The 25,801-nt window shown below is 53.8% G+C and carries 28 protein-coding genes and 20 tRNA genes; 15 read left to right on the top strand and 33 right to left on the bottom strand.

All coding sequences use genetic code 11. The features are described 5' to 3' along the window. Positions 1-85: 85 nt before the first annotated feature. Positions 86-418 carry a hypothetical protein gene (locus NQL71_RS30880; RefSeq protein WP_274644636.1) on the bottom strand — a complete coding sequence of 111 codons (333 nt, stop codon included), beginning with the start codon at positions 416-418 and terminating at the stop codon, positions 86-88. A 168-nt stretch (positions 419-586) separates the two neighbouring features. Between NQL71_RS30880 and NQL71_RS30875 the strand changes: the two genes are divergently transcribed. After that, on the top strand, positions 587-910 hold the full coding sequence (locus NQL71_RS30875) for a hypothetical protein (RefSeq protein ID WP_274644635.1): 324 nt from the start codon (positions 587-589) through the stop codon (positions 908-910). Further along, positions 903-1,436 carry a hypothetical protein gene (locus NQL71_RS30870; protein WP_274644634.1) on the top strand — a complete coding sequence of 178 codons (534 nt, stop codon included), beginning with the start codon at positions 903-905 and terminating at the stop codon, positions 1,434-1,436. Before NQL71_RS30875 ends, NQL71_RS30870 begins: the two co-directional genes overlap by 8 nt. 58 nt (positions 1,437-1,494) lie before the next feature. Here NQL71_RS30870 and NQL71_RS30865 read toward each other — a convergent pair whose 3' ends face one another. From NQL71_RS30865 to NQL71_RS30840, 6 genes are all read right to left on the bottom strand, one after another. Then, positions 1,495-2,061 carry a DUF6012 family protein gene (locus NQL71_RS30865; RefSeq protein WP_274644633.1) on the bottom strand — a complete coding sequence of 189 codons (567 nt, stop codon included), beginning with the start codon at positions 2,059-2,061 and terminating at the stop codon, positions 1,495-1,497. Positions 2,062-2,126: 65 nt separating this feature from the next. Continuing rightward, on the bottom strand, positions 2,127-4,397 hold the full coding sequence (gene parC, locus NQL71_RS30860; RefSeq protein WP_274644632.1) for a DNA topoisomerase IV subunit A: 2,271 nt from the start codon (positions 4,395-4,397) through the stop codon (positions 2,127-2,129). Next, positions 4,390-4,683 (bottom strand): hypothetical protein, encoded by a 294-nt coding sequence (locus tag NQL71_RS30855; protein WP_274644631.1) that lies wholly within the window; start codon positions 4,681-4,683, stop codon positions 4,390-4,392. The genes parC and NQL71_RS30855 overlap by 8 nt, the downstream gene beginning before the upstream one ends. Further along, positions 4,680-4,967, bottom strand: coding sequence for a hypothetical protein (locus NQL71_RS30850; RefSeq protein WP_274644630.1), 288 nt, complete (start codon positions 4,965-4,967; stop codon positions 4,680-4,682). Before NQL71_RS30850 ends, NQL71_RS30855 begins: the two co-directional genes overlap by 4 nt. After that, entirely contained in the window at positions 4,964-6,865 is a 1,902-nt protein-coding gene (gene parE / locus NQL71_RS30845; protein WP_274644629.1) for a DNA topoisomerase IV subunit B, read from the bottom strand. The genes NQL71_RS30850 and parE overlap by 4 nt, the downstream gene beginning before the upstream one ends. A gap of 64 nt (positions 6,866-6,929) precedes the next feature. Beyond that, entirely contained in the window at positions 6,930-7,091 is a 162-nt protein-coding gene (locus tag NQL71_RS30840) for a hypothetical protein (RefSeq protein WP_274644628.1), read from the bottom strand. 145 nt (positions 7,092-7,236) lie between these two features. On the opposite strand from NQL71_RS30840, the gene NQL71_RS30835 reads away from it, so the two are divergent. From NQL71_RS30835 to NQL71_RS30820, 4 genes are all read left to right on the top strand, one after another. Further along, positions 7,237-7,812: a hypothetical protein gene (locus NQL71_RS30835; protein ID WP_274644627.1), complete on the top strand. Its 576-nt coding sequence runs from the start codon at positions 7,237-7,239 to the stop codon at positions 7,810-7,812. A gap of 78 nt (positions 7,813-7,890) precedes the next feature. Continuing rightward, complete coding sequence (locus NQL71_RS30830; protein ID WP_274644626.1) at positions 7,891-8,097, top strand: hypothetical protein; 207 nt, start codon at positions 7,891-7,893, stop codon at positions 8,095-8,097. A 215-nt stretch (positions 8,098-8,312) separates the two neighbouring features. Then, positions 8,313-9,389 (top strand): hypothetical protein, encoded by a 1,077-nt coding sequence (locus tag NQL71_RS30825; RefSeq protein ID WP_274644625.1) that lies wholly within the window; start codon positions 8,313-8,315, stop codon positions 9,387-9,389. Positions 9,390-9,476: 87 nt separating this feature from the next. Beyond that, positions 9,477-10,805 carry a hypothetical protein gene (locus tag NQL71_RS30820; protein WP_274644624.1) on the top strand — a complete coding sequence of 443 codons (1,329 nt, stop codon included), beginning with the start codon at positions 9,477-9,479 and terminating at the stop codon, positions 10,803-10,805. Between the two features lie 169 nt (positions 10,806-10,974). On the opposite strand, the gene NQL71_RS30815 is transcribed toward NQL71_RS30820, so the two are convergent. The 25 genes from NQL71_RS30815 to NQL71_RS30695 form a co-directional block, all read right to left on the bottom strand. After that, entirely contained in the window at positions 10,975-11,268 is a 294-nt protein-coding gene (locus tag NQL71_RS30815) for a hypothetical protein (protein WP_274644623.1), read from the bottom strand. 335 nt (positions 11,269-11,603) lie between these two features. Beyond that, the gene (locus tag NQL71_RS30810; protein WP_274644622.1) at positions 11,604-12,251 is read right to left on the bottom strand and encodes a hypothetical protein; all 648 of its coding nucleotides are present in this window, start codon (positions 12,249-12,251) and stop codon (positions 11,604-11,606) included. A 141-nt stretch (positions 12,252-12,392) separates the two neighbouring features. After that, positions 12,393-13,058, bottom strand: a complete 666-nt coding sequence (locus tag NQL71_RS30805) for a hypothetical protein (RefSeq protein WP_274644621.1) — start codon at positions 13,056-13,058, stop codon at positions 12,393-12,395. Between the two features lie 326 nt (positions 13,059-13,384). Beyond that, positions 13,385-13,792 (bottom strand): GatB/YqeY domain-containing protein, encoded by a 408-nt coding sequence (locus NQL71_RS30800; protein WP_274644620.1) that lies wholly within the window; start codon positions 13,790-13,792, stop codon positions 13,385-13,387. Between the two features lie 84 nt (positions 13,793-13,876). Further along, positions 13,877-13,950 (bottom strand) — tRNA-Gly (locus tag NQL71_RS30795). 86 nt (positions 13,951-14,036) lie between these two features. Beyond that, a tRNA-His gene (locus NQL71_RS30790) sits at positions 14,037-14,113 on the bottom strand. Positions 14,114-14,161: 48 nt separating this feature from the next. Then, positions 14,162-14,235, bottom strand: a tRNA-Gln gene (locus NQL71_RS30785). Between the two features lie 9 nt (positions 14,236-14,244). Continuing rightward, positions 14,245-14,318: transfer RNA gene (locus NQL71_RS30780), tRNA-OTHER, on the bottom strand. Positions 14,319-14,448: 130 nt separating this feature from the next. Beyond that, positions 14,449-14,525 (bottom strand) — tRNA-Val (locus NQL71_RS30775). A 77-nt stretch (positions 14,526-14,602) separates the two neighbouring features. Continuing rightward, a tRNA-Lys gene (locus tag NQL71_RS30770) sits at positions 14,603-14,680 on the bottom strand. A 123-nt stretch (positions 14,681-14,803) separates the two neighbouring features. After that, positions 14,804-14,880 (bottom strand) — tRNA-Trp (locus NQL71_RS30765). 50 nt (positions 14,881-14,930) lie between these two features. Continuing rightward, positions 14,931-15,006, bottom strand: a tRNA-Ala gene (locus NQL71_RS30760). A 5-nt stretch (positions 15,007-15,011) separates the two neighbouring features. Further along, positions 15,012-15,087: transfer RNA gene (locus NQL71_RS30755), tRNA-Lys, on the bottom strand. A gap of 127 nt (positions 15,088-15,214) precedes the next feature. Beyond that, positions 15,215-15,290, bottom strand: a tRNA-Ala gene (locus NQL71_RS30750). 51 nt (positions 15,291-15,341) lie between these two features. Then, positions 15,342-15,426: transfer RNA gene (locus NQL71_RS30745), tRNA-Tyr, on the bottom strand. Between the two features lie 49 nt (positions 15,427-15,475). Beyond that, positions 15,476-15,556: transfer RNA gene (locus NQL71_RS30740), tRNA-OTHER, on the bottom strand. A 6-nt stretch (positions 15,557-15,562) separates the two neighbouring features. Further along, positions 15,563-15,638: transfer RNA gene (locus NQL71_RS30735), tRNA-Ile, on the bottom strand. A 46-nt stretch (positions 15,639-15,684) separates the two neighbouring features. Further along, a tRNA-Met gene (locus tag NQL71_RS30730) sits at positions 15,685-15,760 on the bottom strand. A 1-nt stretch (position 15,761) separates the two neighbouring features. Continuing rightward, positions 15,762-15,838: transfer RNA gene (locus NQL71_RS30725), tRNA-Lys, on the bottom strand. 163 nt (positions 15,839-16,001) lie between these two features. Continuing rightward, positions 16,002-16,085: transfer RNA gene (locus tag NQL71_RS30720), tRNA-Tyr, on the bottom strand. Positions 16,086-16,192: 107 nt separating this feature from the next. Then, positions 16,193-16,268 (bottom strand) — tRNA-Cys (locus NQL71_RS30715). A 46-nt stretch (positions 16,269-16,314) separates the two neighbouring features. Continuing rightward, positions 16,315-16,390: transfer RNA gene (locus tag NQL71_RS30710), tRNA-Asn, on the bottom strand. A 58-nt stretch (positions 16,391-16,448) separates the two neighbouring features. Next, positions 16,449-16,524: transfer RNA gene (locus NQL71_RS30705), tRNA-Asn, on the bottom strand. A gap of 49 nt (positions 16,525-16,573) precedes the next feature. After that, positions 16,574-16,649, bottom strand: a tRNA-Phe gene (locus tag NQL71_RS30700). Positions 16,650-16,988: 339 nt separating this feature from the next. Further along, entirely contained in the window at positions 16,989-17,393 is a 405-nt protein-coding gene (locus NQL71_RS30695) for a hypothetical protein (protein ID WP_274644619.1), read from the bottom strand. 146 nt (positions 17,394-17,539) lie between these two features. On the opposite strand from NQL71_RS30695, the gene NQL71_RS30690 reads away from it, so the two are divergent. From NQL71_RS30690 to NQL71_RS30675, 4 genes are all read left to right on the top strand, one after another. Then, positions 17,540-18,328, top strand: coding sequence for a metallophosphoesterase (locus NQL71_RS30690; protein WP_274644618.1), 789 nt, complete (start codon positions 17,540-17,542; stop codon positions 18,326-18,328). Between the two features lie 60 nt (positions 18,329-18,388). Next, on the top strand, positions 18,389-19,762 hold the full coding sequence (locus NQL71_RS30685) for a hypothetical protein (protein WP_274644617.1): 1,374 nt from the start codon (positions 18,389-18,391) through the stop codon (positions 19,760-19,762). A gap of 73 nt (positions 19,763-19,835) precedes the next feature. Continuing rightward, positions 19,836-20,687 (top strand): hypothetical protein, encoded by an 852-nt coding sequence (locus NQL71_RS30680; protein WP_274644616.1) that lies wholly within the window; start codon positions 19,836-19,838, stop codon positions 20,685-20,687. 113 nt (positions 20,688-20,800) lie between these two features. Then, positions 20,801-21,682, top strand: a complete 882-nt coding sequence (locus tag NQL71_RS30675; protein WP_274644615.1) for a hypothetical protein — start codon at positions 20,801-20,803, stop codon at positions 21,680-21,682. Positions 21,683-21,727: 45 nt separating this feature from the next. On the opposite strand, the gene NQL71_RS30670 is transcribed toward NQL71_RS30675, so the two are convergent. Then, positions 21,728-22,003, bottom strand: a complete 276-nt coding sequence (locus tag NQL71_RS30670) for a hypothetical protein (protein ID WP_274644614.1) — start codon at positions 22,001-22,003, stop codon at positions 21,728-21,730. 134 nt (positions 22,004-22,137) lie between these two features. Between NQL71_RS30670 and NQL71_RS30665 the strand changes: the two genes are divergently transcribed. The 5 genes from NQL71_RS30665 (at position 22,138) to NQL71_RS30645 (ending at position 25,654) form a co-directional block, all read left to right on the top strand. Next, on the top strand, positions 22,138-22,698 hold the full coding sequence (locus NQL71_RS30665) for a YcbK family protein (protein WP_274644613.1): 561 nt from the start codon (positions 22,138-22,140) through the stop codon (positions 22,696-22,698). A 155-nt stretch (positions 22,699-22,853) separates the two neighbouring features. Continuing rightward, entirely contained in the window at positions 22,854-23,369 is a 516-nt protein-coding gene (locus NQL71_RS30660; RefSeq protein ID WP_274644612.1) for a hypothetical protein, read from the top strand. Positions 23,370-23,437: 68 nt separating this feature from the next. Continuing rightward, a complete protein-coding gene (dcd, locus tag NQL71_RS30655; RefSeq protein ID WP_274644611.1) occupies positions 23,438-24,004 on the top strand; it encodes a dCTP deaminase in 567 nt (188 codons plus the stop codon). 430 nt (positions 24,005-24,434) lie between these two features. After that, positions 24,435-25,325 (top strand): DNA/RNA non-specific endonuclease, encoded by an 891-nt coding sequence (locus NQL71_RS30650; protein ID WP_274644610.1) that lies wholly within the window; start codon positions 24,435-24,437, stop codon positions 25,323-25,325. 116 nt (positions 25,326-25,441) lie between these two features. After that, positions 25,442-25,654 (top strand): TrfB-related DNA-binding protein, encoded by a 213-nt coding sequence (locus NQL71_RS30645; protein WP_274644609.1) that lies wholly within the window; start codon positions 25,442-25,444, stop codon positions 25,652-25,654. Positions 25,655-25,801 lie beyond the last annotated feature (147 nt).

Genomic DNA, 25,801 nt, shown 5'->3' with positions numbered 1-25,801 from the left:
TGATTCACTTGATCCATAATCGGAGCGCCAGCCCCCACGCCTCAGAGTATCTCTGTTCACTGTTCGCCAGGGGGCTGGTCACACCCTATTCAGGGTTTTCCAGCGCCAGCAGCTGCTTGCACGTGTCGAGCGATTTGAAGCTCGCGTCCACCGACTGAAAATCCGCCTTATCAACCAAAAAGACCTTTCCATCCTTGGCTCTAAGCAGGAACACAGTCAGACAGAGGCCAGTCCCCAGCCATAACACGCCCTTCTCTTGGAGGTCTCGCTCCTCGGTGTACTCCACCATGTCCTTGGCGGTGAACAACACGCCCTGCTCTGCTTGTACACCATTGGGGTTTTCAGAGAAATGCACCAGCAACTCTGCCGGCGCCGGCGTACCGTAATTCTTCTCAAACCACTTAGGGAACGTTTTCATTCTATGCCTCAATCTGTGCAACCCTGTGGGACATCATAGCGAGTACGCCTTGGCTAAAGCCAATTCAGTGGTTGCCCAAAAACTATTCTGATAAATTGCCACAAGCCAAACTAGACAAGACCGAAAAGGTTTCGCTGCCAAAAATCTTTCACTTTTCAGGATCAAAAAATGAACGAGCAACTCGGCGAGCTTGACGAAGATGAGATGTATTTGGTTCTGCGCCACCGCAGGTTAAAGGCGTACCATAGTCGTCCCATGACAATCATCACAAAGGCCCTGCTGGCCTGCGTTGCTCTTTCTGGCATTGCGATTGTGGTCATTTGCTCCACGATGATTAGTCAAGTTAATGATTACAAGGCGAACGGAGAACAAGGCGAGGTGCCAGCGCCGCTGTCCTGGCTGTTCAAACCAAAACCAAAACAACTTCAAGCCACCGTAGATCAATGCAATCCGACCAATACCAGCCATGTGCAGGGTGTAGAGCGTGAATGATTCTGTGTTGATTCACCGTGAGAAACGTTCAAGGTTGAAGCGTTGGGCCCTGAAATTCGGCCTGTCGAGCCATTTTGACTCTGTAGCTCTGCACTTCCTGATTGAAGATCAAAAGAAGCTCTACAACCAGTTCAAGCACCTTGAAATGGTGAGTCCAAAATATCGGACGGAGATCCGGGATAGCGACAAGGAGCTGGCGCATCAGCTATTGCAGATTGCTAACGCACATGGCTTGCGCTATTACGGCTCTATGGATGCCGGCCACTTACATTTTGGTTGCGTTTATCCCGAGTACATCCAGCTCATTCGGATATATGTTTCAGGTTGGCCAAAGGGTGCAGAGATGCGGCTCGACTTCAACAGCCACAACGGACAGCTCGTGCCTGAGATACTCGTTAGGGCCGCTGTCGCCGCCTATAACGCGCCGATCACACCACCGGATGCCATGGCGCATAAGCTCCTTGATCTGCTTGCGGAGGGACAACGGTTACGAATGGAATTTCTGGCAAATGACGCGGTTGAATAATTTCAAATAATGGAATGTGAGCAGTCATCGGAAGTCAGCGTCGATGAGTCTCTCCTTTTCAACTCGCGACGTATGGTTGAGCGGAGCAGAGATCAAAGCAGTCTTTGACCTGCGGTAGCTTGTACATGGAGGGGCAGCAACTGTACAGATGACGCGGATGGCGTTGAAGCGTCGCGATTTCATTACGCTCAATGAGATAACCTAGCGCATCTACTGTGTCCAGGGCCAGGTCTTGGATCTCGACAGTCCTGTTTCGATGCTTGGGATTGGGCACCAGCGGTTTGTCTAACATCCTCGGTTCGCAAGAACTCAGCATGTCCTGGCTGGGATCGTAATCTGCAGGAACGTAATAGCGAACGCTGTGAACGGCGATGTGCCTGTCTGCCACGGCCCAACGAGTGATTACGGTGAACTCGGGGTGAAAAGCTGGTGTATTCAGCAGAATGCCTTCAGCACCCCATTTTACACCTTGCCGGCAAGCCACCAGATACCGACCGTTTCTGTAAGGATGACACAGCGACAGGTCGTGCTCGGCGGTGAGCGTCAGGTCGAACTCCTTGATCGTCAGATCCACTAACGCGCAGCGCTCTGTTGCATGGATCCTGGGAACGATATGAATAAACACGGAGATCCTCCTCGGCATGAGTGAAGCGGCACCCCTACTGATAAGGGGCGCCGCGTCGGCAACGCTTACACCGTCACTTTCTTAACCGCAATGGCATCGACCTTCTGGTAACCCTGTGGAAGCTTGCTACCCCGCTTGCCACGAACGCCACGATAGGTCTCCTGATCGCTCGCCTTGATGGTCATGCTTTGCTTGCCGGCAGTCACCACCAGATCCTCATCGGCGGTGTGCACGATTAGCTGAATCATCAGCTCCTCCCGCCTTTCTGCACGCTCGGAGGAAATGCTGATGATCTTGTTACCTTTGCCTTTGCCCAGCTGCGGCAGCTCAGACACCGGGAACGTCAGCAGGCGACCTTCATTGGTCACCGCCGAGATCAGGTCGGTTTCTGGGTTGCTGATCAGCACCGGGATTGAGGATTTGGCACCTTCTGGCAGCGACAGGAGCGCCTTACCGCTCTTGTTCTTGGCCTGAAGGTCTTCGCCTTTGACCACGAAGCCATAACCAGCGTCCGAAGAAATCACGTAAAGGGCGTTGTCATCCGGCATCATCACCCATTCGCAGGACGCTGCTGGCGGCATGCTCAGCTTACCGGTGAGCGGTTCGCCCTGGCCCCGTGCCGAAGGCAACAGATGGGTCAGGAGCGAGTAGCTACGACCCGTGGTGTCCATGAACACAGCCGACTGGTTGGAGCGGCCATTGGCGGCACACTTGAACATGTCACCGGCCTTGTACGACAGAGCGGTGCCATCGATGTCGTGACCCTTGGCGCAGCGTACCCAGCCCTTGTCGGACAGCACCACCGTGACCGGTTCAGACGGCAACAACTCAGTTTCCGACATGGCCTTGGCTTCGCCCCGCTCCACCAGTGGCGAGCGACGGTCATCACCGTAGGTTTCGGCGTCGGCGATGAGTTCGCCACGCACAAGACCACGCAGTTTCGACTCGTTGCCCAGCTTGTCGGTCAAGTCGGCCCGCTCGATCAGCAGTTCATCCTGCTCACCGCGAATTTTCATCTCTTCCAGGCGAGCGAGCTGGCGCAGTCGGGTTTCCAGGATGTAGTCAGCCTGGACGTCGGTCAGCTTGAATTCGTCGATCAGCGCTTGTTTTGGGCTTTCCTCGGTGCGGATGATGTGAATCACCCGATCCATGTTCAGAAACGCGATCAGCAAGCCTTCCAGCAAGTGCAGGCGCTTGTTGACCTTGTCGAGACGGAACTGCAAGCGCCGGCGAACGGTGTCGATCCGGTAGTGCAGCCACTCAGAAAGCATGTTGTGCAGGTTTTTGACCTGTGGACTGCCGTCCAGGCCGATGACGTTCATGTTCACCCGGTAGCTCGATTCCAGCTCCGTGGTCGCGAACAGGTGACTCATCAGTGCGTCATGGTCGAACTTTTTACGGGCGACCGGGATGATAACGATCCGGCACGGGTTTTCGTGGTCGGACTCATCGCGCAGATCGGCAATTTGTGGTGCCTTGGAAGGCTTGGCCTGCATCATGGCCGCGATCTGTTCCAGCACCTTGGCACCGGAGATCTGGTGCGGCAGCGAGGTGATGACGATGTCTCCGTCTTCAACGGTGTACACCGCCCGCATCCGCAACGAACCCTTGCCCGAAGCGTACATCTTCATCAGCTCGGATTTCGGCGTGATGATTTCAGCTTCAGTCGGATAGTCCGGGCCCTGGATGTGTTCCATCAGCTGCTCGAGACTGGCCTGTGGCTCGTCGAGCAAGCGAACGCAGGCGCTGGCGACTTCCCGCAGGTTGTGCGGCGGTACGTCGGTGGCCATGCCCACGGCAATGCCCGTGGTGCCATTGAGCAGGATGTTCGGCAGTCGGGCAGGCAGCGTGGAGGGCTCATCCAACGTGCCGTCGAAGTTCGGCTGCCAATCGACCGTACCCTGGTCGATCTCGGAAAGCAGGGACTCAGCGTAGCGCGACAAGCGAGCTTCGGTGTATCGCATGGCGGCGAAGGACTTGGGATCATCCGGCGCACCCCAGTTACCCTGGCCATCGACCAGCGTGTAGCGATAGCTGAACGGCTGAGCCATCAGCACCATCGCTTCGTAGCAGGCTGAGTCGCCGTGGGGATGGTACTTACCGAGAACGTCACCGACCGTACGCGCCGACTTCTTGTGCTTGGAATCAGCGTCCAGGCCCAGTTGATTCATCGCGTAGACAATGCGGCGCTGCACCGGCTTCAGGCCGTCACCGATGTGCGGCAATGCACGATCCAGGATCACGTACATCGAGTAGTTGAGGTAGGCCTGCTCGGTGAAGGCGTGCATCGAGCGCTTTTCTACGCCGTCCAGGCTCTGGTCTATGGCTTCAGACATTGGAAGCTTCTCCATCAATAGGGTGGTCAGCCAGGGATTCTTCTGGCTCAGTCAATACAGGTGGCTCTGGAATTTCCAAGGGCCCGAAAAATTGGTATCCGGCGCCTTCCTCGTAAACAAACCTGTCGTAATCACTGTCAAGGCTGGATACGACCCCATCGGTGACATCGATCAATTCGTGCATGGCACCATACTGCCCATAGCCAATGGCAACAAAGTAGTCACCGGACACGGTGGGAAGCGTTGTTGTCCAAACGAGATCGGCTAATGCGATTGGCAGAGTCATGACATGCCCTTCCCTGTGGAATTGAGCATTGGATGACTTGCCATCAATTCAGCAGGAATGGTTGGCACTGGAATCGGGCCGTAATACCAGAACTCGTGCAGCTCACTTCGCCAAGTCCCGCCAGGTTCACCGAATTCGAAGCTAAAAACCTGCCCATCAGCTTCGACGCAGATTTTTTCAAGGTCGGTGGCGCCAGACGATGGGAGCATCACCCAGTAAAAGCCATCGACTTTAGGTAAGTCCTGAGTCCAGGCCAGCTCGGCGGTGGGCAGAATATCACTCACGCCAACACCTCGGCCAAGTTGCCTTTGGTCTCGAGCCAGGTCTTGCGGTCGCCGGCGCGTTTCTTCGACAGGAGCATGTCCATCATTTCGCTGGTCTGGGCGTAGTCTTCCAGGGTCAGCTGCACCAGACGGCGGGTGTTCGGATCCATGGTGGTCTCACGCAGCTGCGGCGGGTTCATCTCACCCAGACCCTTGAATCGGGTCACTTGAGGCGTGCCACGCTTCTTGGTCGCCGCCAGGCGATCCAGCACGCCATCGCGCTCGGCTTCGTCCAGGGCGTAGAACACTTCCTTACCCAGGTCGATGCGGTACAGCGGTGGCATAGCGACGTAAACGTGGCCGGCATCAACCAGAGGACGGAAATGCTGAACGAACAAGGCGCAGAGCAAGGTGGCGATGTGCAGACCGTCGGAGTCGGCGTCAGCGAGGATGCAGATCTTGCCATAGCGCAGTTCAGTGAGATTATCCGAACCTGGGTCAATACCCATGGCCACGGCGATGTTGTGCACTTCCTGGCTGGCCAGCACTTCCCCGCCGTCGACTTCCCAGGTGTTCAGGATCTTACCGCGAAGCGGCAGGATGGCCTGGAACTCCTTGTCGCGGGCCTGCTTGGCGGAACCGCCTGCAGAGTCACCCTCTACCAGGAACAGTTCAGAACGCATGCTGTCCTGCCCGGAGCAGTCGGCCAGCTTGCCGGGCAGCGCCGGGCCCTGGGTGATTCGCTTGCGCTCTACGCTTTTGTTGGTTTTGAGGCGGCGACGGGCGTTGTCGATGAACATTTCAGCCAGCGCCTGGCCCTTTTCAGGGTTACCGTTGAGCCACAGACTGAAGGCATCCTTGACCACGCCGGAAACGAATGACGACGCGTTACGCGAGGACAGACGCTCTTTGGTCTGGCCCGAGAACTGGGCGTCCTGCATTTTCAACGAGACGACGTGTGAAATCTTGTCCCAGACGTCTTCCGGGGTCAGTTTCACGCCACGCGGAAGGATGTTGCGGAATTCGCAGAACTCACGCACGGCATCGAGCAAGCCCTGGCGCAGGCCGTTGACGTGTGTACCACCTTGCGCAGTCGGGATCAGGTTGACGTAGCTTTCTTGAATCAGCTCGCCGCCCTCGGGTTGCCACAGCAACGCCCACTCAACCGCTTCTTTGGTACCTGAGAAGGAACCGGTGAACGGCACTTCCGGCATCTTTAGCCATTCGTCGCCGCAGGCTTCCATCAGGTAGCTTGGCAGGCCATCTTCGTAGTGCCACTCGGTGACTTCACCGGTGTTTTTGTCCTCAAACGACACCGCCAGGCCTGGGCACAGAACGGCTTTGGCCTTGAGCACGTGCTTGAGGCGGCTGACGGAGAACTTGGCGAAGTCGAAATACTTCGGATCTGGCCAGAAGTGAACGCTGGTGCCGGTGTTTTTCTTGCCGACGGTACCGGTGATTGCCATCTCGGTGGCTTTGTAGCCATCCTTGAAGGTCATCTGGTATTCGTTACCGCCACGCTTGACCCGCACCCGAACATCCGTGGACAAGGCGTTAACCACGGAAATACCCACACCGTGCAAGCCACCGGAGAACGCGTAGTTCTTGTTGCTGAACTTACCACCTGCGTGCAACTTGGTCAGGATCAGCTCGACACCGCTCACCCCTTCTTCCGGGTGAATGTCCACCGGCATGCCACGACCGTCGTCGATGACTTCCATCGAGTTGTCGGCATGGAGAATGACCTGAATTGACTTGGCATGGCCGGCCATGGCTTCGTCGACACTGTTGTCGATGACTTCCTGGGCCAAATGGTTTGGCCGCGTGGTATCGGTGTACATGCCAGGTCGCTTTCGGACAGGATCGAGGCCGGAAAGCACTTCGATGGCGTCAGCGTTGTAACTGTTCGGTAAAGTCATTGGGCGTTCCATCAAATCAGATAGTGGCAGAATTATGGCGGCGAGTTGTCAATTTGTCAATTCTTCATGTTTGTTTTTCAAACTTAAAACTCTCCTTTAGCCCTTTAAGCACAAGGGTTTCAGCGAAACTCTTGCCGCGCCAGCAGGCCTTCAACGACGCCATCTCCGCCACGATTGGGCCAGCAGATGCCCACCATGATGACATGGTGGATCGCAGAGAATCCATGTCTCACCTTTCACCCTAGCCGGACACGTCCCACCTGCCGAGTTTGCCGCCAGAACGCCCGCCCCTCACCTTTGCGCCGACTGGTTTCTTCAACTAGCGTTGAGTGGTCGCATCACAGGATGATGGATCACGGGGACTCTTCTGCATGGCAAGTACGAAAATGGTGGTTGGATTGCGTATTGAAGTCGACTTCACCGAGTTCCATTCGGGAGAATCAGCCCTACCCTGGGTTAACATGAAAACCCTGGCTCTGGACAGGTTTGCTCAAATTATTGAAGACACGGTGTATCAGGACTCCAAAATCGAAATCATCTGCCCGGATGACTACCTTGATGTAACGATCCTGGATCCTGAAGTGCGTCAAGACTCGCAACTGACAGCTATTAACGAATTCGCCCGAATTTTTCTCGAGCAGTCCATGAAACGACGTAAAGGCCGTGTTGTAGTGGTCTCCAAGCTCTTGGAGGCGCTGACCGGTGAATGCCGCTCAGGCCTACGTGCACCGCCCTGCTGGTTATTTTTCATCATCAAAGGCAGTACGGATTTGACTAACGGGGTGTGGCTCAGTCATTTTCTATTGCTCATGCGGGTGCGGCAGGCTGTCTACGATAAGACATCTCGCTCACCCATTGGACAGTGGCTACCCATGTTCAAGATGGTGGCCGAGGATTGCCTCGGCTTGAAACTGCGTGATGAGGTTATGGTCGGGCGGATTCTTTGAGCTCAACCAGCGGGAAACCCTGTTGCATAGTGTCAATTCTCTCAGTATATTACAGCTATACCGAACAGGGAGGTATTTATGCACCTTTACACCATTCATGACATCAGCACCAACAGAACAAAGCTGGTTGGGGAACGCGAGTTTGTCGAATTCCTTATCGAGCGTGGGAATGAATTCCAGTCGGCGCATGCCCTTCAATTCGCCATACAAAATCACGGCCCTCGAATGGTCAATGGTCAGTTTATGATCACCATGCATGACACGGTAAAGCTGGGCTTGTCCTAACATCTGGTCGCAGGCTGAGGGCTCTGGGGATGAGGACTTGTCGAGAGAAGTCGCCACTTCCGCGAAGCGGCCTAGCCCCTGATGGCCGGAACAAGCCCAATGCGTTTGGCCTGGGTTGTGCCCAACCGAGGCTTGCAACCACGGTGTGCGAAGCTATCGTTTATCCCGCTATCGCTCCGTTGCTAACATGAAACCATTGCTGCCGGATCAAACGCATGATTAAGCTCAAGGAAGGTCGTTCCAATTACTACAAGACTGATGATACCTACGAGTTCCGTCTCGATCAGGGCGGAAGACGGTGGTATTTCGAGGTCAAGTCGGTGGATGGAACATCGCTTGAGGGTGAGGTGGCCAGCGGGCAAGTCCAGGGACGCGAGTGTGACGTGCTCACCATGCGCAGTGGTGATGAGCAATTTCGTTGGCATTTCGGTAATGACAACTTCATCACCGAGAAGAAGCTGAGAAACATCCTAAAAGCCCTGGAAAAAGACCCAGGCTTTAGAGATCAATTCAGGCGCCCAGCAGAAAAGCTAAAGATGGTGAACACCGCTCACCTGTCATCTCTAATCCAGAAAGCATTCGGTGATCACAGCGTGACGTCTGCAGGTACCGAAAAACCCACCGGGCACTCCTGGGAGCTCGCCACCAAGGTGGTGATCAACCAGAAATTGCCGGACGACTTCATGGCTTTTGCCAGAAAGTACGAGCATCTGAGCCTCGTCAAATCCAGGGGCAAGACCGCGCTAATGGTGCACTTCCCTCTTGGACTTGCCAGCGAAGCCAACGCCATGTTCTTGAAGATCCTGACTGATTACACTCAGGGTTGCCTGGGAACCCCGAAAGACTACAAGTTGGATGCTAAAGCGGTTTCTACCCGACTGGCTCGGCCAAGTATCCCGGAAGACTTGTTGAAGCTGATAATGCCCAACGTCGAGGAAAAGGCCGAATCACTCAAAGGCCCCACCCATCCTGCTACAGTCAAAAAGATTTTGGATGGAATGGAAGCTGGGCGGGATCGTTTCTCAGGCATGCGCCTGGGAACGCTGAAAGAATGCGTCGGCGATGCTGTGATTTACACGTTCGAAGAAGCGTGTAAAGCCGCCAAGAAACACCACCAGAAAAGCCATTTCACCCATACGTTCAAGCCGGATAACTACCTCGCACGTTGCATTCGCTGGCACCTGCGCGGGCTTTCCGTAGAGCATGCCATCGATAAGGTCGAGCAGGAAAACCGGGCTGCCGAGAATAGCATCGCGCTCCGTAAGGGTGATTCTGTCTACCAGGCGCTCTAAACGCTGAATCTTCACACGCATAACCCGTATTCGTTTACAAAATAGCCTGGCTGGGCGACCCTCCGGCCTAAATAAAAAGGTAAGTCCATGACACGTTCCGCCCAAATTGCTGCTGCAATAAAATACAACTTGGTACCAATGACCGAGAATACCCGTGCCATCCTGGACAGCGGGCAGGCTGTCACTGGTGAGATGCTGCATGACCTGTACATCAGCTCGCTCGACGACGCGTTCAACCTGGCGTTGCACGGCGCCGACAAGGACGCCATCAAAGATTACTTTTCGAGGGTGGTCGAAGTCGACGTGAAACCCGCTGAAGGGGAAGATTTCATGCAGTCGCTGGCGGCCTGGATGAAATTGGATCTGTCTCGATCCATTTTCGAAGCCATCGGCGTTAATGCGGGCTTAGTACGCTACCAGGGCAATGATAAAATCGAACCGCTGGATCTTGATCAGCTCCCCACTGGGCCTGTCATCAGTGTCATGGGCCGGGTAATCAGGGATTCACCTGATGATCCGATTGAGCCTGAGATCCAGGAGGTGGTGAATGCCTGCAACAAATACGCACAAATGCTCCCGCTCCTGAAACAAGCAACTTCCAACTTCGTCCTGGAGAATGCAGAAAACGGCACTGCCTTGGACGCAGCGATGGAGACCTGGACTAAGGCTGACGGGATCCTGACCCGCTTCGAAAAGTCGGATTCCAACCCAGCTTTAACTGACGATGTGTTCGCCCTCATCATCGAGAAGAACAAGTCATTAGCAAAAGGCACGCAGATGATCGACACCGTTGCCAGGACGCTGAAAGCGTCTTCGGACGAAAAACGTCTGCAGATCGCCGCGTCCGTCCTCAACGCAGTCGATGGTTTCGACCCTGCCGGTGGTTACGCTCAATCTGGCCTGAAGTTCTTCATTGCCCTACAAAAAACTTACCTGAGTACTGACAACGGCAAGCACCGGGCCCAGGCACTGAGCCTGATGGATGCTTTCCACGAAAAGTACTTCACCACTCCTACAGCCAAAGCCGTTCTTGCCACAATGTATGGCGATGGCTGGGCGCCGGCCACTGTTCCAGTGTTGACCAATGACATCGTTAAAGCGATGGAAAATGGCGCCAGTCCGAAGGTCTTGTACGATGCCCTCTCGCGCACCCACAAACTCAATCCGGCCAATGACCCTGCTATCAACCCGTCTGGCGTACTCCCAACGACGAACCTCGAGGTCGCCGTAAAAATGTCCCCTGGTTATGACTCCCTGGTGGCCGTGGCGCTCAGCCATTACCTTGGCAAAGATGCCAGCAATCACTCCAGAGTCCAGAACACCATTACGGACACCTGGCAGGATGAAATTCTGGCCAAGGCCAGGGCAATCCAACTCACGAACGAAAGCAAGCTCGACGCTGGGTTAACTTTGTAATCCGCCTCGTTGAGAAACAGAAAAGGCCGTCATCTGATGGCCTTTTTTATTCACCAGCATAAGGCCTAAGGACTCAAAGCGAGCCCTGTTCCAGGGAGTGGCGACTTCTCTCTGTGGTGATCCCGCACGACATCCTCAGGACTGCATAGGGAGTGGATCCTGCTTCATCTCAGTTGTGGCGGCTGCGACGTTCTTTCCAATACTCGCGTGCCGTGGCAGCGCCTTTGTTTAGCACCCCCATGATCTCGTAAAACCTTACCTTATCGCCGCTTTTGACCCACTCTGCATAACCCACCTGGCTGAGACGTTTTTCAAGCTGGTCTAGTTCAGTGCTTTGGCGAATCAGTTCACGGACTTCGCCGGCTATTTCTCTGATCTCTTCAATTTTTACGGTCGCATCGGCTTGTTTCATCGAGTGCGAAGAAATGACGGTACCGTCTGGCATTCGGAGTTTTACTTCCATTTGTTTTTACCCCGCACGTAGAACTTTTAGGATGTATTGCCGTATTTTGCCTGGTGATAGGAATGCAGACCATCCACTTCATCTAATGCCCGGTGAACAGTCGACCGCAAGAAGCAAAAAAAGGCGAAACCATCACTGGCCTCGCCTTCGTTGCATCCAGAAGCAGCACCCGCTGAGGCATGGAGGAGGAATTGCGGCGCGGAGACCCTTCGGCCCTGGTGCTCTCCCTCCAACACGTCCATCACAAGCCAGGTCGGTGTCCGCTAAAGCAGATTCAGCGACCTGGGCAGCCATACCGCCTAGACGTCTTTAGCGTAGCACGACATGCGCCGAAGCTATCTCGTTTCTTTGTTGATGCAGGCTTTAACTCTTTCAGCTGCGTCGGCAGCAACGGTTGCACCAAGATCAACTATTGGCCCAGGCATCAGCGTCTCCTTAACCTGATTCTTCCACGCATCTTTCTGCTTACGCTCCTCAATGTTTTTCTTGCGGGTCTCCATGAAGTGCTCGGTGATGTCGGCCTCATCCATGTACTCCGGATCCTGGTGGCGATGCACGCTGTAGATCGCGTTCAGCTTACGAACCAAGGCTGAAGTGATCATGTAGCCAGACAGCGCCCAAGCCGCCAGTTGATACCAGTAGAAGAGATTCCAGTTGGTGATCCAGGAATAATCAAAGCGCTCTGGCCAATGCGCGTAGGTGTAGTCGTTGACGGTGACGGAGATCAGCGCGAAGGACAGTACCACCAGTGTTTCCGAGAGCCAGGTTGTCCAGATGCGCCGCGTGGTCTTATCGAACGCCGGCAGCCCAACAACGATGTTCTCATGCATGACGCGCTTGAACCAATGGGAATTGTCGAGGTGGTTGGCCGCATAACACCAGGTGGCGAGGACGTTTACAATCGGGATCGGCATCAATAACCCTACGGTCAGAAACGCCTTGAAGCGTCGCACGATAGCCCAAAAGGCCATGAACTTTTTCATAGTGAACAGATACCTGTGTGGTAAGCCCCTACTCCGGACGCTCCATGCGCACGGATGCGGTTGGAACTATAACCACATCGCCACCAGTGTCAATTCATAGCATTTGTTTGATCGTGGAATTTGAATTTCGTGATGCCAGGGCTAAAACATTTCCGGTACAGAGGGCGATGACTCAGGTCGACGTTTTGGCTTCACAGGCGCCCCCATGGCGACCGTTTGATTGGCGAGCTCGCCCATCGAGTTCATTTCGATCATGTGAGGCGTGGCAATACCCGTAAGGTCGATAGCGATAAAGCTGTCCACCCCCAACTCCCTGAATGAAAAGCATCGGTGCTTGCCGTCGAGAAAGTGGTTATTTGCGATGACCAGTGGCGGAGCGTTATCTGGGTTGAGCTCTCTCGCATACCCCGCCCCTCGATCAAACTCACACAATTCCACGACAGGGATATCTGCAATCCTGACCTCGCGAGTCGGCAGCAGGGCCGGGACATTATCGCAATCAACCTCGACAAAATCAGAAATAAGAGCCTGCATATCGCCCGGAAGGCTGTCAAAACGAATCATGGTTAATGCCTCTTTTCCACCAGTATGGCGGATGCCCACCTGGATGGCCAAGACCTGGGTGGGAGGCGCCAGCGCCCTCCTCTTACCGCCGATCAGCAGCACGGCTAGAATCGATTCGTTATCAAGGAGATCAGCATGGCAAAACAATCCGCAAGCGACCGGCACAGAAGGCTTCTCGCCGGCTGCTGCCCGATTCATGGTATGGGCATGGGACAGGTTGGCCTTTGGCGGCAAAAAGGCCAAGTCGTGGGTTACCTGGTCGGATGCTGTCGCAGAAACTGCGAGGTGCAAGCCATCCAAGAGCAGGCTGATGGCCCCCTGCAGTTAACGCCGAGGTTCAGGTATCTGGTGGGGCCCGCCGCATAGTAAGTTACGTGTGAGCTCCGGTGAAATCGCGCAACGCGTGAGTTGCAAAAAATTGACTGCCTAAAGGTCGGTTGCAAGGCGAGCCCGTCATGTTCGTTGCCATCTTTTGGATTCAATATTCAATGGTAGGCCTGGTGGAGAGGACGAAACTTGGATACAAAAAAGCCCGAGAACGATCTCGAGCTTCTTCGTTAAGCTTTAGGCTACCCCACCAGATCTTTGGCCACGCGGGAGGCGGTGCCCTTGTCGTACTGGCCTGCATAACGCTTGCCAAGGTACTTCATTGCCTCACCGATATTGGTCGCGCCACTCAGGCGCAGCGCTTCCCGTAGGGCGTCCTCGCTCATCTCGCTCGGCAGGAATGACTGTAGCTCCAGGTTCTCGGCTGTCAGTCGGGCATCACCATCGCACAGCTTGATGGTTTCATCGTTGGACTTGATCAGTTTCTTGACCACTGCGACAACTTTATCGTCGGTGATCTCCAGCCCCTTGCCCTTGGTGAGCGTTTCCAGCTCGCCGACCAGGAGGGTGAGAATCTTGAAACCAATGACCTGGGTCGCGTCCTTTCGCAACTCAGCCCGTCTGGTTTGTACTGCCTCGAACAAGCTCATGGTGCATTTTTCCTTCCGATGTTTATGAGGGGTTATGGGTGGCTGAAAACCCTGGACATCCAATGACGGACAGGGCGGTTACGATGGAGCGTCCTATGGGTTTCGAACCCATCTCTCTTGCCTGGCAGACAAGGGCACAACCCCTATACCAAGGACGCAAAATTGTGGCGGGCCTGACAGGATTCGACCTGTGGTGGACGGATCAAAACCGCCTGCCTTACCAACTTGGCTACAGACCTACATCTGGGGTGACTAAAGGGAATCGAACCCTTGACCTCCGGTGCCACAAACCGGCGCTCTAACCAACTGAGCTATAATCACCATTTACTCTTCACGACTTACAGACGGAACCACCTGTAAGTCATTGTTTGGAAGACCTGCCTGGATTCGAACCAGGGGTGCCGGGATCAAAACCCAGTGCCTTACCGCTTGGCTACAAGTCCACAACTGAGGGTGTCCGGAGGGCATCGAACCCCCGCGTATAGTGGGAAGGCCACCACTGTTCTACCGACTGAACTACAAACACCACGAACCTAATAAAGACTCACAAGAACTGCTCGCAAGTCATTGAAAAATGGCGGGCCCTGCTGGACTCGAACCAGCGATGGCGGTATCAGAAACCGCTGCCTTACCAACTTGGCTAAGGGCCTTCAAAATGGTAGGGAGTGACAGATTTGAACTGTCGACCCTCTGCTTGTAAGGCAGATGCTCTAACCAACTGAGCTAACCCCCTGAAAACTGATAGCGCCCCGCCGCTGCGCTACCGTGCCTGATGCCCTATCAAGCGCCAGAACCATACAGGTTCCAATGTGGTGGGTGCCGTGGGATTCGAACCCTGACGACCTTCCGGTTAAGAGCCGGTTGCTCTACCAACTGAGCTAGGCACCCGTGAAATCGTGTTGCATGTACTCGATGAATGGCCCCTCTACGCGCCTTCATCGCAACCCCTCGCCAGGGGCTCCCATTCTTCCTACTTTAGATCACATATAATCCGCAACCTATTGTTTTAATTGGCGGGCCATCAGGGATTCGAACCCCATCCGCACGGTTTTGGAGACCGGCAATGCATGCCATCACAACCATGACCCGTAAAACTGCGGAGATTTCTCTCCTGGTGTTGTGTGCCGCTGTGTCAAAGTGGTGGAACAAGACGGGATCGAACCGTCGACCTCTTGCATGCCATGCAAGCGCTCTCCCAGCTGAGCTATTGCCCCGTGTGTGGTGGGTGGCGCGAGGTTCGAACTCGCGACCAGTCGATTAAAAGTCGACTGCTCTTCCAGCTGAGCTAGCCACCCAAAAATCCTGACAGTAACGGACTGCCTCCCGTGTTTGATGAACAGCCCCACGCCTCGCTTTCATCCTGTTCAAGACTTAACTTGAACCCCTAAATATGTATCGTAACACTCTGTTCTACAACACATTTGGTGGAATCAAAGGGGTTCGAACCCTCGACCTCCTGCTTGCAAGGCAGGCGCTCTCCCAGCTGAGCTATGACCCCGTTTGTTGCCTGGCACCACCGGCCATTGAGACCGCTCTGTGATGCCGTATGTGGTGGGCCGGGAAGGATTTGAACCTTCGAATCCGTCGGAGGCGGGGTTACAACCCGCTTGCTTTAGCCACTTGCATACCGACCCAAAACTGCTGATTTCTACTTTACCGGGCCACTCTTTTGCCCTTCAAAAATGGTTCCATGACCAGGGTTCGAACCTGGGCCTCCTACCTACTATTTCAAGGCCTGGACTCTACCGACTGAGTTATCACGGAACAATTTGGTGCATGTGGACAGGTTCGAACTGCCGGCCTCACCCTTATCAGGGGTGCGCTCTACCAACTGAGCTACACGTGCGTGTTTCGTTTTGGGAGCAAACCGCCTCCCGATACTGCCTACTATATGGTGCTGAAGACTGGCCTTGAACCAGTGACCTCGGGGTTATGAGTCCCGCGCTCTGCCAACTGAGCTACATCAGCGTGGTCGGGGGCACGTGATTCGAACACGTGACCAATCGGTTAAAAGCCGATTGCTCTATCCAGCTGAGCTAGCCCCCGGTAAATCAAATTCTTCGCCCCTTTATCGATAAGGGCATCGCCACATACGAAGTGGGTCGTGTCTCAGCTTCTTGACCTGGTCGAAACCTCGGCGTCTGCTGGTCAACTGTGTACTCAAACTAGTGTTAGAACAACTAACTGCAACTTCTGAGTACGACTTTATTGGTGGGGAAGGAAGGATTCGAACCTTCGAAAAATTAATATCCGATTTACAGTCAGACGGCTTTGGCCACTCACCTACTTCCCCGGTAAACATTTAATCGATAACACTTTCAAAAACTTTATGAAGACCATTGAATATTGTATTTTTATCGATGTCAACAACTTATTTTAAACTCTTAAAACATTAAAATCTGGAGATAACGGCGGGACTTGAACCCGCGTAAAAATGATTTGCAATCATTTGCCTAACCAACTCAGCCACGTCACCAGAACTAATAGCTACTCAATTTAAACACCTTGAGTTGCTTTGAAATTGGCTCCCACACCTGGACTCGAACCAGGGACACCGTGATTAACAGTCACGTACTCTACCAACTGAGCTATATGGGATCTAAACATTTGAAACCCTTGTAAACTCTGCCTTCCACGCTTTTGAAGGTCTTAAATTTGGCTCCCCCGCCTGGACTCGAACCAGAGACCTGATGATTAACAGTCAACTGCTCTACCAACTGAGCTACAAGGGAATGAAACTTTTTCTAGTTCTGCCTTCCATGCTTTCGAAGGACTTAAAATTGGTGCAGCGAACTGGGATCGAACCAGTGACCAACGGGCTTTCAACTCGTCACTCTACCAACTGAGTTACCGCTGCAATGTGCCGCTTAGTTTCTCCGAGGCAAACAAAAACCCCGGAGCTTTTGAAGGCTCCGGGGTTTTGAGTTCCCGTTTTCTTGAGCCTTCACTTGCTTTCGCTAGTGTAGGCTCCAAACAGGCTACCTACACGTGGCGCACACACCACTTGGCAAAATAATTATTCGCCATCTGTTTCGCTTGGTGGTTAATGTGTGCGTTCATGTTCGGTATCTCCGTTGAGTTGATTTAATTAAATACAACCTTCTAAACCGTGTCAACAACATTTTTAAAAAAAGTTGAAATTATTTTTAGAGGGGCTTGGCTAATCGAGGAGCGGCCTCTCCAGACAGTCTTATTACTAAGGGCTTGGTGACGACTCTTCAGCAGCTTCGTATTTTTTCCGAAGTCTGTCAGCACTCATCCAGGCGCAATCCTCAAACCCCTCGGTGAACTCATAACCTCTACGCTTGAGTGCATCCTTCAACAGCGGGCTGATAATCGACTGAACGAACAGTGATAACCCATGCTGGCTTGAAACCCGTTCTGCGTGATTCAGAAATTGTCGAAAGACGCCCTGCCCTTTATGCCTGTCATCAACCTCAACGTCGGCGATGTCGAGCGTACGACCAACAGTAGATCCCATAAACCGAGTAGTAAGGCGAACGTACACCTTCAGTGGGCCCATGGAGAGTTTCTTGCGAGCAACCTGCTTTGCCGCATTGTCACGGATGAAATCATCGAGCTCTTGAAACGAGATGCTCATTGCCGTTTCCCTATCCTTAATCTGTTCATTATGCGCGACCGTCCATGCTGGGCGCCAGTGCAACGGACAGAGGCGGTATTTGGATACCCATTGCGCCTCTGACATACTGGTACTACTACGTAAGCTAGCGCAGAGGTCACCGCTCAATGTTTACCAGGATCCCCGGCGTTCCCCTGTTCAGGCGCCTGGCAGCCAATACCCGTGGCCGCGACTTTATCGTGGCCGACGTGCATGGTTGCTACACCCTGCTGCAGAGACTTCTCGACAAAGTGAGCTTCGATCCCACCAAGGATCGCCTCATTATTGCCGGCGACCTCATAGACCGAGGGCCTGAATCCATCAAAGCCCTGGACTGGATTTACAAACCCTGGGTGCACGTCGTTGCGGGCAACCACGACCTCATGTTGCTGGTGGCCGCATACAAGGGTGGCGATGAGTTTCATGAGGAGCATGGAGGCGAATGGTTCGTTCCTGTTATGCGGGAGCAACCTGATCTCGCCATGGAATTTGTCCAGGTATTTGAAGGGCTGCCCATCGCCCTTGAGGTCGAGTGCCTGGATGGTCGGCGATTTGGCATTGTCCATGCCGAATGCCCGCATTTCGACTGGAACGATTTTACGCACGCCTTGGAGCATGAACAGAACCCGGCAAGGTTGGATAATATTGTTTGTGCTGCAACGCGGATGCGCACCCGAGACGAGCTCAAAGACACCACGTGCGTCACCGGGATCGACACCGTTTTCGTTGGCCACTCTTTGGTGGATCGCACCCAACTGCTTGGGAATACCCTATACATCGATACCTGGGCCTCCTCCGATAAGGGCCGGCTCACGCTAATGCAGATGGACACCCGCCAGGAGTGGACACTTTCCCGCCCAGAGCTCAGAGCCATGCGACTCCTCGAGCAGGAATCGGCAAGCAGCTATAGCCCGTAATTAGCAAGAATTGCCGTGCGTTGTGCGCCACAGGTACAGTCAGTTAAAGAGAGGATCAAGATGGCCACCAACGTTTCCGCCCTGCACAAACAGTTCATCAATGGATTTCGGCAGTATGGTTCGGACTACGCGCCGGACTTCCCCGATATGCACGATTATGGGCAAGTCAATCTTGATGAGGGTGGAATCTGCAAGCTTCCCTCCGCTAAATGGGTGCCCGCCGTTACTGCCGTCATGGTTGGAATGTCACCCCATGTCGTAGGCCGCCTGCTCCAGCATTATGGCGTGAAGCCAGATGATTTTAAGCAGATCTACTACAACCGCACGTGGGCCGCCCCAGGGGAAGAGGTTCCGGAAGGATACAATCTTGCCAAGGGTATTCTGGAGGGCTTCGAGGCCGTTCAGCCGCACATCTTCCATATGGGGCAGGAATTGAATTCGGTGGTTCAGTTCGCGTTGTTGAGCAGTCAGATGAAGGAAAACTGGACAATAACGAAAATCCAGGCGCTGAGTCGAGCCTTCGACCAGGGCATCACCACACCGGAAGATTTTTTTGACCAAGAAAACACCGAGCTCTTCGTTAATAGCTCCACTGTACCTTCGCTCCCAAACCAGAGCATAACGGATTTTATTTCCCGAAGCGGCCTGCTCACACCCGAGGTTGCCAGGAAAAAACTGTTCCGCCACGAAGCATGGGAAACGATGCTTGTCGATTGGCATACCAACAATAACGAGCGCTGGCTGCCTGTTTTTGAATTTTGCATCAAGAACCTGACCGGCGAACCACGAAAGGCAATGATCAGAGCCTTGCATTCCCTTGTTCCAAACGATGTTACCGACAATGCAAGTGTCGGCTATGTCTACCAGGAATTAATGGATAAGACCGCAAGATGGGGAATCGGTGACATTGGCCACAACGTCGTCATGAAGCTCAATTATTTGCCGACCGTCCCGGTACCCAACAAGCGGTACATCAAAGACACTCACAGCTTCGACGATCTGCTTTCTGCGCCGCAGTCTATTCTTGGCCAGGTTGTCGATGAGCTTGATGATGTGGATGCCGATGACTTCTCCCTCGCCCACTTCCGCGCCTTCAAGCAAATTGAGAACCTTGGTTACCAAAAACAAGATCTGAGTAGCTTTGATCCCAACCGCTTCGCTCTGAAGGTCATGCAGGCTTACGAGGCGTTCAGTACGCCAGTCGGAGTCTACGCCAACGAGGACAAGCTGAAGATCGACGTCATGGCCCGCGAGGGTGCCAAGGCCCTGGTGTCCTTGCTGGTGCGTGAGCATGACTTTGATCACACCGTGTTCAAGCATCTCCAATCACGCAGTGTCGCGATCCTGGCCAGCGCCGGGCTCGACAAGTCGAGGTTACCGAAAATGAGCTACCAAGACCTTGGGCAGGTGTTCGGTGAAGATCTCGGGCTGTGAAATATGACAATTAAGCATCTATGTTGCTTTGCGATGAATGCGCCAGCTATGCTTGAGAAAAGAGGGGAATCCAATGCCAATTAGTATCCGCGACGCTTTGAAAAACTGTGAAGCCAGGGAAGCCAAGACTCCACTGTTCAGCCTGGACAAGGTGAAGCCATTGGTGGCTCCAGTGACGCTACTTGCCGTCGGCGCCGCGATCCCATTCGCGCCAGGCCTGGATTCCATGTTCCAGTCCATAGCGGACGTCTCTCAACGGGTGGCTGAAAACACTACGCTGATTGCGCAAAAGCATACCTATCTCCTCTACGCCCTGAGCGGAATTTCCGGTACGGTCGGCCTCATGCTGTCTGGCGTTGGCTTACTTGAGCACCGCGATACCCAGAAAGGCAGGGAAAAAGCAAAGGGCAGAGAAATCATCGTCGCCACGCAAACCGCCTGGACAAGCCTAACCCGCACCAACGATAACCTAGCTTTGCAGCTTTCGAACCGCAAGAACTGGCTGGCCAACACGCTGGGGGATAAGAGCGATCTGACCACCGACATCCTAGCGAATCATGGTCTTGATAAAAAAGAGCGTGCTGAAATGGCGGAACTTGGTCGCGCCTTCGTCTTTGGCTTGCAATACGCCGTAGTCGGCGCCGATCTGCAAGGCATCAAGCTGGATGTCGACAGCTTGAACAGCCACCCGAAGACGCAGAACGCCATTGCTGAAGGCATGCTCCAGTACTACAAGAGCAAATCTGATGTACCAAACGCCTTGACCACCAGCTTGAAAAGCTTTGTTGGTATAGAATCCAAGGACAACCATGTGGAACTCTTCCGGCTGGTCAGATCTGGACTGGAAGCTTTGCGTGACTTGCAGGTGGTGCACAAATATCAGGACAAAACCCGCGATCAGAGCGGCCTGAGCCACGGCATGTAGGGCTTATCCCCTCAAAAGAGAATCCCGGCCATGGCCGGGATTTTCTGTTTCTGAACTGTATCTTTAGCCGAGTATTGCCAGCTAAGATAAAAGAAAAGAGAGAGGATCATCTTATGAATACCATCCAATCTGCCCTGCGCAACGTGGTTAGCCGTGAAGCAGAGCGCCTGAAGCAATTCGACTTCAGTAGCGAGAAGATGGATGACGCCATCCACCTCGTGATCCCCGGCATCTTGTGCGGTATTGCGCTGACCGCTTTAACCATTAAGGCGGGCGGCGTCACTGAGTTGCCGGCTTACACAGCCGCTCACCTGCAGACCTGGAAAGATCAGGTCGTAAACTTCGCCATGCAAAACCAGACGGCGTTGACCGCTGCGGGTAGCGTGATCGCAGGTGGTGGTGCGGTCATGTTCTTGAAAGGTCTGAAGGAGGAAAACGACGAACTACGCGCTCGCTGGCGCCATGCGTTCAATCCGAAGGGCCACGGCGCCGCGTACATCAACGAGGTCGAACAGACCACGGATAAGTTGTTGTCCACCCAGCAGAACGTAGTCCGAGAAGTAGCCAGACAAGAAAAATGGGCTGACTTCGCCCTAACGGATCTGAAAGTGACGAACTTGATGATCCTGCGCACCATGGGGTACGACGTCGCCGCTGATGACCAACTCGCCACCCTACAAGATGCTTACATCTTCGGTGTGAAAAAGGCCTGCGCGGATGCCCTGGACACCAAGCGAGACATCATCAATGGCTTCGACCAGCCGAACTATCTGGTCGAGCGCTCCATCATCGAGGGTATGACGGAGTACTTCCGCGCCACGGCGGTAAAAGAGCCTGGCCTGGCCGACAAGTTGAAGTTCGTGTTCTTCGGGGATGACGAGATTCTGAAGGATCGAACCAAGGCCTATCAGACGGCGCATGCCGGCTACAAGGCGATCAAGAAGATCCGTACCATCACTCCGCAGGAAGCTTCAGCGGATGAGTTCAGCCTCTGACCAAAACGCCGCCCTCGCCTTGCGTGAGGGCGGCGTCCTTTAGGCTCAGGCCTCGATCTGAGCAATCTGATCGACGCAGTTTTCGACCACGCCAATGAACTCCATGACTGCCTCAATGTGCAGCGGGCTCGTGTCGGCCAACATCAGCACGATATCTTGCAGGTAAACGGCAACCCGATCATTCAGCCCACCCAGGGCGACCAAGTCTTCCTTCGGCAGCTTTTTCATCGAGAGCGTATTGAGCTTGGTGGCAGCATCGTTCAGCTCAAGAATGAGCTTGGTGAGTTTTTCGCGAGCGATTGGGCTGAGATCTTCAGTCATGGAAAGGCCTTGGAGAGTTTATTGAACAACACCTCACAATATCTCCCTGCCTGACATCACTCAAGACAAATTTGTCTTCGTGATCCCATAACGATTTGCAATAATTGCCGCACTCATCTACGCGAGAGCTCATCGTGGTTGTTCTCAAAACGCTGCCTGCACTGATCCTACTCGCCTGCCTTCAGTTCTTCTCGCCTTCCCCGGCTGAGGCACAGACGCTCGACTGGAAAACCAACCTGTTGAACCAGGATCGCTGCCTTACGCTAACGCGGGTGAAGTCCAAAGAGACCCGGCGTTTTTGCTACTGGCGAAAAAACAGTGGCCTGGATCGCCAGGGCTACAGCATGGCCAACTGGATGCTCCGCGATGTGGACTACAACGCGGTTGTGTACATGGATCCCACACTACTAGACACCTTGTTCATCATCCAACAGTGGTTGATCCTCGAAGGTCGCAATGGCGAAATTCATGTTCTTTCAGGTTACCGGACTCCGGAACACAACAAACGCACGAAGGGGTCGGCGAAAAACTCGCAACACATGCGCGGAACGGCCACGGATCTGCACGTACCGGGCGTCTCTACAAAATTGCTTGCCGCGATGGGTCGGGTGATCGGCGCCGGTGGCGTGGGCATCTACATCAAAAACAATTTCGTCCATGTCGACACGGCAGGTGTTCGTGTCTGGGCCGGATGAACACCCCTTTAAAATATGGGCTTTCAACAATTTAATTGGGTGTAATACCCCATAGAAAGAGTCTAGCTTCCTAATACAGAACCGACGAATAACCTCACCTTTGTTATCTAAGTAGTTGATTTGACTCTTTCTTATTGCAAGAATGCGGGAAATCTATGCGCCATTTGTTTGCTGGACGGCCTCTATTAGTTGACCTGATCATGGTGACTTACGGTTTCTACCTGGAGTATCTGTGTTTGATGGCCTTGCCTTCATACCTGATCTATCTCTGTCTTTACCAGATGCCATCCGAGGCCAAGCTCACTCATTTCCTTGCTGAGAACAAGCTACGTTATTGCGATCAGGCGCAGCGGACTTACCCTTGGCGCATGGCCCTGTACAAAATCACACCTAAGACCTCCGGCACCGACTTGACGTTCCACTATGCATTGGAACTGAATGCAGGGCCCTGGTTTTGGCCGCGCTGGCGCAAAATCTTCGTCGCCAAGGCGGACACTGCCAATCACTTTCTAAAGAGTGTCCCCTCTTCACTGCGACCCCATATGCTGCCGGCCCAAAGAATTCCGAACCACGTGTACGTCGATGGCGTTCGCCAAAGTCTGCATATGGGTGCATTCACCATTGGCCTAGTGCTGTTGTTGAACGTCAGCATTCTCTGGCTTTATTTCTGAGTCATCGGTCACGTAAAATTGACTGCTAGCTCGACCGCCTTTTTCAGACAAAATGACCTGAGGTTTTAATGAGCATCAAACCAGACAAGTGGATCCGCCGCATGGCGCAGGAACACGGCATGATCGAGCCTTTCGTTGAGCGCCAGGTACGCGGCAGCGAAGATAGCCGTTTGATCTCCTACGGCGTGTCGAGCTACGGCTACGATGTACGCTGCACCACTCACTTCAAGGTGTTTACCAACATCAATTCAGCAGTCGTCGATCCAAAGGCCTTCGATGAAGGCAGCTTCGTCGACGTTCATAGCGACGTGTGCATCATTCCACCGAACTCCTTCGCCTTGGCCAGCACCGTCGAATATTTCCGCATTCCGCGCAATGTGCTGACCGTATGCCTGGGCAAGAGCACCTACGCCCGCTGCGGCATTATCGTCAACGTGACGCCGCTTGAGCCCGAATGGGAAGGCCATGTGACTCTGGAGTTCTCCAACACGACCACGCTGCCGGCGAAGATCTACGCCAACGAGGGCGTGGCTCAGATGCTGTTCTTCGAATCCGACGAAGACTGTGAAGTGTCGTACAAGGATCGTGGCGGTAAGTACCAGGGCCAACGTGGCGTCACCCTGCCTCGCACCTGATATGCACCCATGAAAAAGGACGAGCTTGCTCGTCCTTTTTGCTGCCTGCTACTCCACGGTCAAAGATTGTCGCTAAGCCATGGTGTAACTGATTTGTTTGGCTAGCCGCTGCCTAGCCTGCCACTACTTGCCTGTTATCGGCTGACCATGACGGGTGCCTCGCGGGCCTCTTCTGGTTTTTAAGAGCGAGGAAGCTTTTGCACACTCTTGAATGCCAGAATTTCATATTTTACGAGCGTGAGGCATTCACACGCTCGTGGTCATTCTAGCCCCCTCCGATTTCCACCGTCAATTTATGCACATTAAATACTTTATGAATTTGCGAATGCTGACTTGCATGTAAGCCTCTAGAGGCTTACAATTCATTCCATAGGGAGGCGGTTAAACGCTGTCCCATAGGGCTCAATTCGACAATTAATAGGAAAAAATGATGAAACTACGGACACTTACAAGCAGCGTCGCGGTGGTATTGGCTATGGCCTGTTCTTCTGGCGAAGCCAGGAGCCTCATGGACTTGATCCCGTCCCCGTACCAGCAGGGTTCCCGCAGCGAACAGCATGAGTCGCGTCAAAGTTCGTTGAGCCAAAGCGAGGCGCTGTCGCTGTACTCCACCCGCCAGCAACAAAACTCGTTTGACGACTGCGCTGACAAGTTTCCGCAAAACCGTCCGATCTCGATGGCCAGTGTGTCGCCCAAGATGAAGCCGATGGCACTGTGCTCTGACAACTTCGCCGTCCTCTACTCGCAAACCAGCAAAACCCCGATGGTGGTGGTTGAGCGCCTGAACTCCGCCCTGCTGCGAGACGCCAAAGGCGAAGAACGCACCAACGCCTTCTACCCGGATCCGCGCATTCCTAAAGGCGCCCGTGCCGAGCTCTCGGATTACCGTGGATCGAACCTTGACCGTGGTCACCAGTCGCCGGCAGCGGATGCCCCGGATCAAAAGGCCATGGCGCAGTCGTTCGCCCTGTCGAACATGATCCCGCAAGACCCGAACAACAACCGTAAAATCTGGAGCAAGGTTGAGAAGGACGTGCGCAAGTACGCCCAGCGCGTTGACGGTAACGTCTTCGTGTTCACTGGCCCGCTGTATGACCAAGGTTTCCAGACCATCGGTGAGAACAAGGTGTGGGTGCCTACCCGCCTGTTCAAGCTGGTCTACGACGAAAAGACACAACGTGCCTGGGCCTATGTACTGAGCAACGGTAACACGCCGATTCAGAAACCGATGGATTATGACAGCTTCGTCAAACTCACGGGCCTGCAGTTGCTGGGCAACCTGCCGGTCTCTGGCAGTGTAGGCCGCGTGACCTCGATCTAAATCGAGTCTACTGAATATGGGTGGCCTCAGGGCCGCCCATTTTTGTTCACGTCCTTCGGATCTTCCAGGATGGCGCTACGCTTGAACCACAGACAATTTTGTTCAGGAAATACAGCATGACCATGACATTGGTACAATTCGAGACCATCGTAACGGTGTTAGGCGGAACACTTGATTGTCCATCCAATCTTGCTGCACGACGGGTCTTGGTAGATGGAGTGACCCAAGCTGACGCCATGCGTGAATGTGGCATCAAACGAGGCACGGTGAACAAGGCCGTACGCCGCTATGAGAAAGTTCATGCAAGCCTTCTTGCTGCATACTGCTAAAACCCCAGAAAAGCCGGCAAGCTGACCTCCTCAGCCACTCTCAGCGGTGCTGCGCAACCAATCCAAGCAGACTACCAAAAGAGCGACGAAGTCGCCTCAGGGCCACTACAAGGCGCTGATTGATTTCCAAAACTAACATTCAGACAA

Source organism: Pseudomonas serbica (assembly GCF_028823535.1).
Taxonomy (GTDB): domain Bacteria; phylum Pseudomonadota; class Gammaproteobacteria; order Pseudomonadales; family Pseudomonadaceae; genus Aquipseudomonas; species Aquipseudomonas serbica.
The sequence above is the reverse complement of the archived record's forward strand: the minus strand, read 5'-3'. Positions and strand labels throughout refer to the sequence as shown.

Bases quoted from the DNA above. Each gene is read 5' to 3' on its own strand.
- NQL71_RS30875 (WP_274644635.1), top strand. From the start codon at position 587: ATGAACGAGCAACTCGGCGAGCTTGACGAAGATGAGATGTATTTGGTT.
- dcd (WP_274644611.1), top strand. From the start codon at position 23,438: ATGAGCATCAAACCAGACAAGTGGATCCGCCGCATGGCGCAGGAACAC.
- NQL71_RS30690 (WP_274644618.1), top strand. From the start codon at position 17,540: ATGTTTACCAGGATCCCCGGCGTTCCCCTGTTCAGGCGCCTGGCAGCC.
- NQL71_RS30645 (WP_274644609.1), top strand. From the start codon at position 25,442: ATGACCATGACATTGGTACAATTCGAGACCATCGTAACGGTGTTAGGC.
- NQL71_RS30675 (WP_274644615.1), top strand. From the start codon at position 20,801: ATGAATACCATCCAATCTGCCCTGCGCAACGTGGTTAGCCGTGAAGCA.
- NQL71_RS30685 (WP_274644617.1), top strand. From the start codon at position 18,389: ATGGCCACCAACGTTTCCGCCCTGCACAAACAGTTCATCAATGGATTT.
- NQL71_RS30810 (WP_274644622.1), bottom strand. From the start codon at position 12,251: ATGAAAAAGTTCATGGCCTTTTGGGCTATCGTGCGACGCTTCAAGGCG.
- NQL71_RS30880 (WP_274644636.1), bottom strand. From the start codon at position 418: ATGAAAACGTTCCCTAAGTGGTTTGAGAAGAATTACGGTACGCCGGCG.
- NQL71_RS30695 (WP_274644619.1), bottom strand. From the start codon at position 17,393: ATGAGCATCTCGTTTCAAGAGCTCGATGATTTCATCCGTGACAATGCG.
- NQL71_RS30680 (WP_274644616.1), top strand. From the start codon at position 19,836: ATGCCAATTAGTATCCGCGACGCTTTGAAAAACTGTGAAGCCAGGGAA.
- NQL71_RS30650 (WP_274644610.1), top strand. From the start codon at position 24,435: ATGAAACTACGGACACTTACAAGCAGCGTCGCGGTGGTATTGGCTATG.
- NQL71_RS30815 (WP_274644623.1), bottom strand. From the start codon at position 11,268: ATGGAAGTAAAACTCCGAATGCCAGACGGTACCGTCATTTCTTCGCAC.
- parC (WP_274644632.1), bottom strand. From the start codon at position 4,397: ATGTCTGAAGCCATAGACCAGAGCCTGGACGGCGTAGAAAAGCGCTCG.
- NQL71_RS30855 (WP_274644631.1), bottom strand. From the start codon at position 4,683: ATGACTCTGCCAATCGCATTAGCCGATCTCGTTTGGACAACAACGCTT.
- NQL71_RS30830 (WP_274644626.1), top strand. From the start codon at position 7,891: ATGCACCTTTACACCATTCATGACATCAGCACCAACAGAACAAAGCTG.
- NQL71_RS30820 (WP_274644624.1), top strand. From the start codon at position 9,477: ATGACACGTTCCGCCCAAATTGCTGCTGCAATAAAATACAACTTGGTA.
- NQL71_RS30835 (WP_274644627.1), top strand. From the start codon at position 7,237: ATGGCAAGTACGAAAATGGTGGTTGGATTGCGTATTGAAGTCGACTTC.
- NQL71_RS30800 (WP_274644620.1), bottom strand. From the start codon at position 13,792: ATGAGCTTGTTCGAGGCAGTACAAACCAGACGGGCTGAGTTGCGAAAG.
- NQL71_RS30660 (WP_274644612.1), top strand. From the start codon at position 22,854: ATGCGCCATTTGTTTGCTGGACGGCCTCTATTAGTTGACCTGATCATG.
- NQL71_RS30670 (WP_274644614.1), bottom strand. From the start codon at position 22,003: ATGACTGAAGATCTCAGCCCAATCGCTCGCGAAAAACTCACCAAGCTC.
- NQL71_RS30840 (WP_274644628.1), bottom strand. From the start codon at position 7,091: ATGGATTCTCTGCGATCCACCATGTCATCATGGTGGGCATCTGCTGGC.
- parE (WP_274644629.1), bottom strand. From the start codon at position 6,865: ATGACTTTACCGAACAGTTACAACGCTGACGCCATCGAAGTGCTTTCC.
- NQL71_RS30825 (WP_274644625.1), top strand. From the start codon at position 8,313: ATGATTAAGCTCAAGGAAGGTCGTTCCAATTACTACAAGACTGATGAT.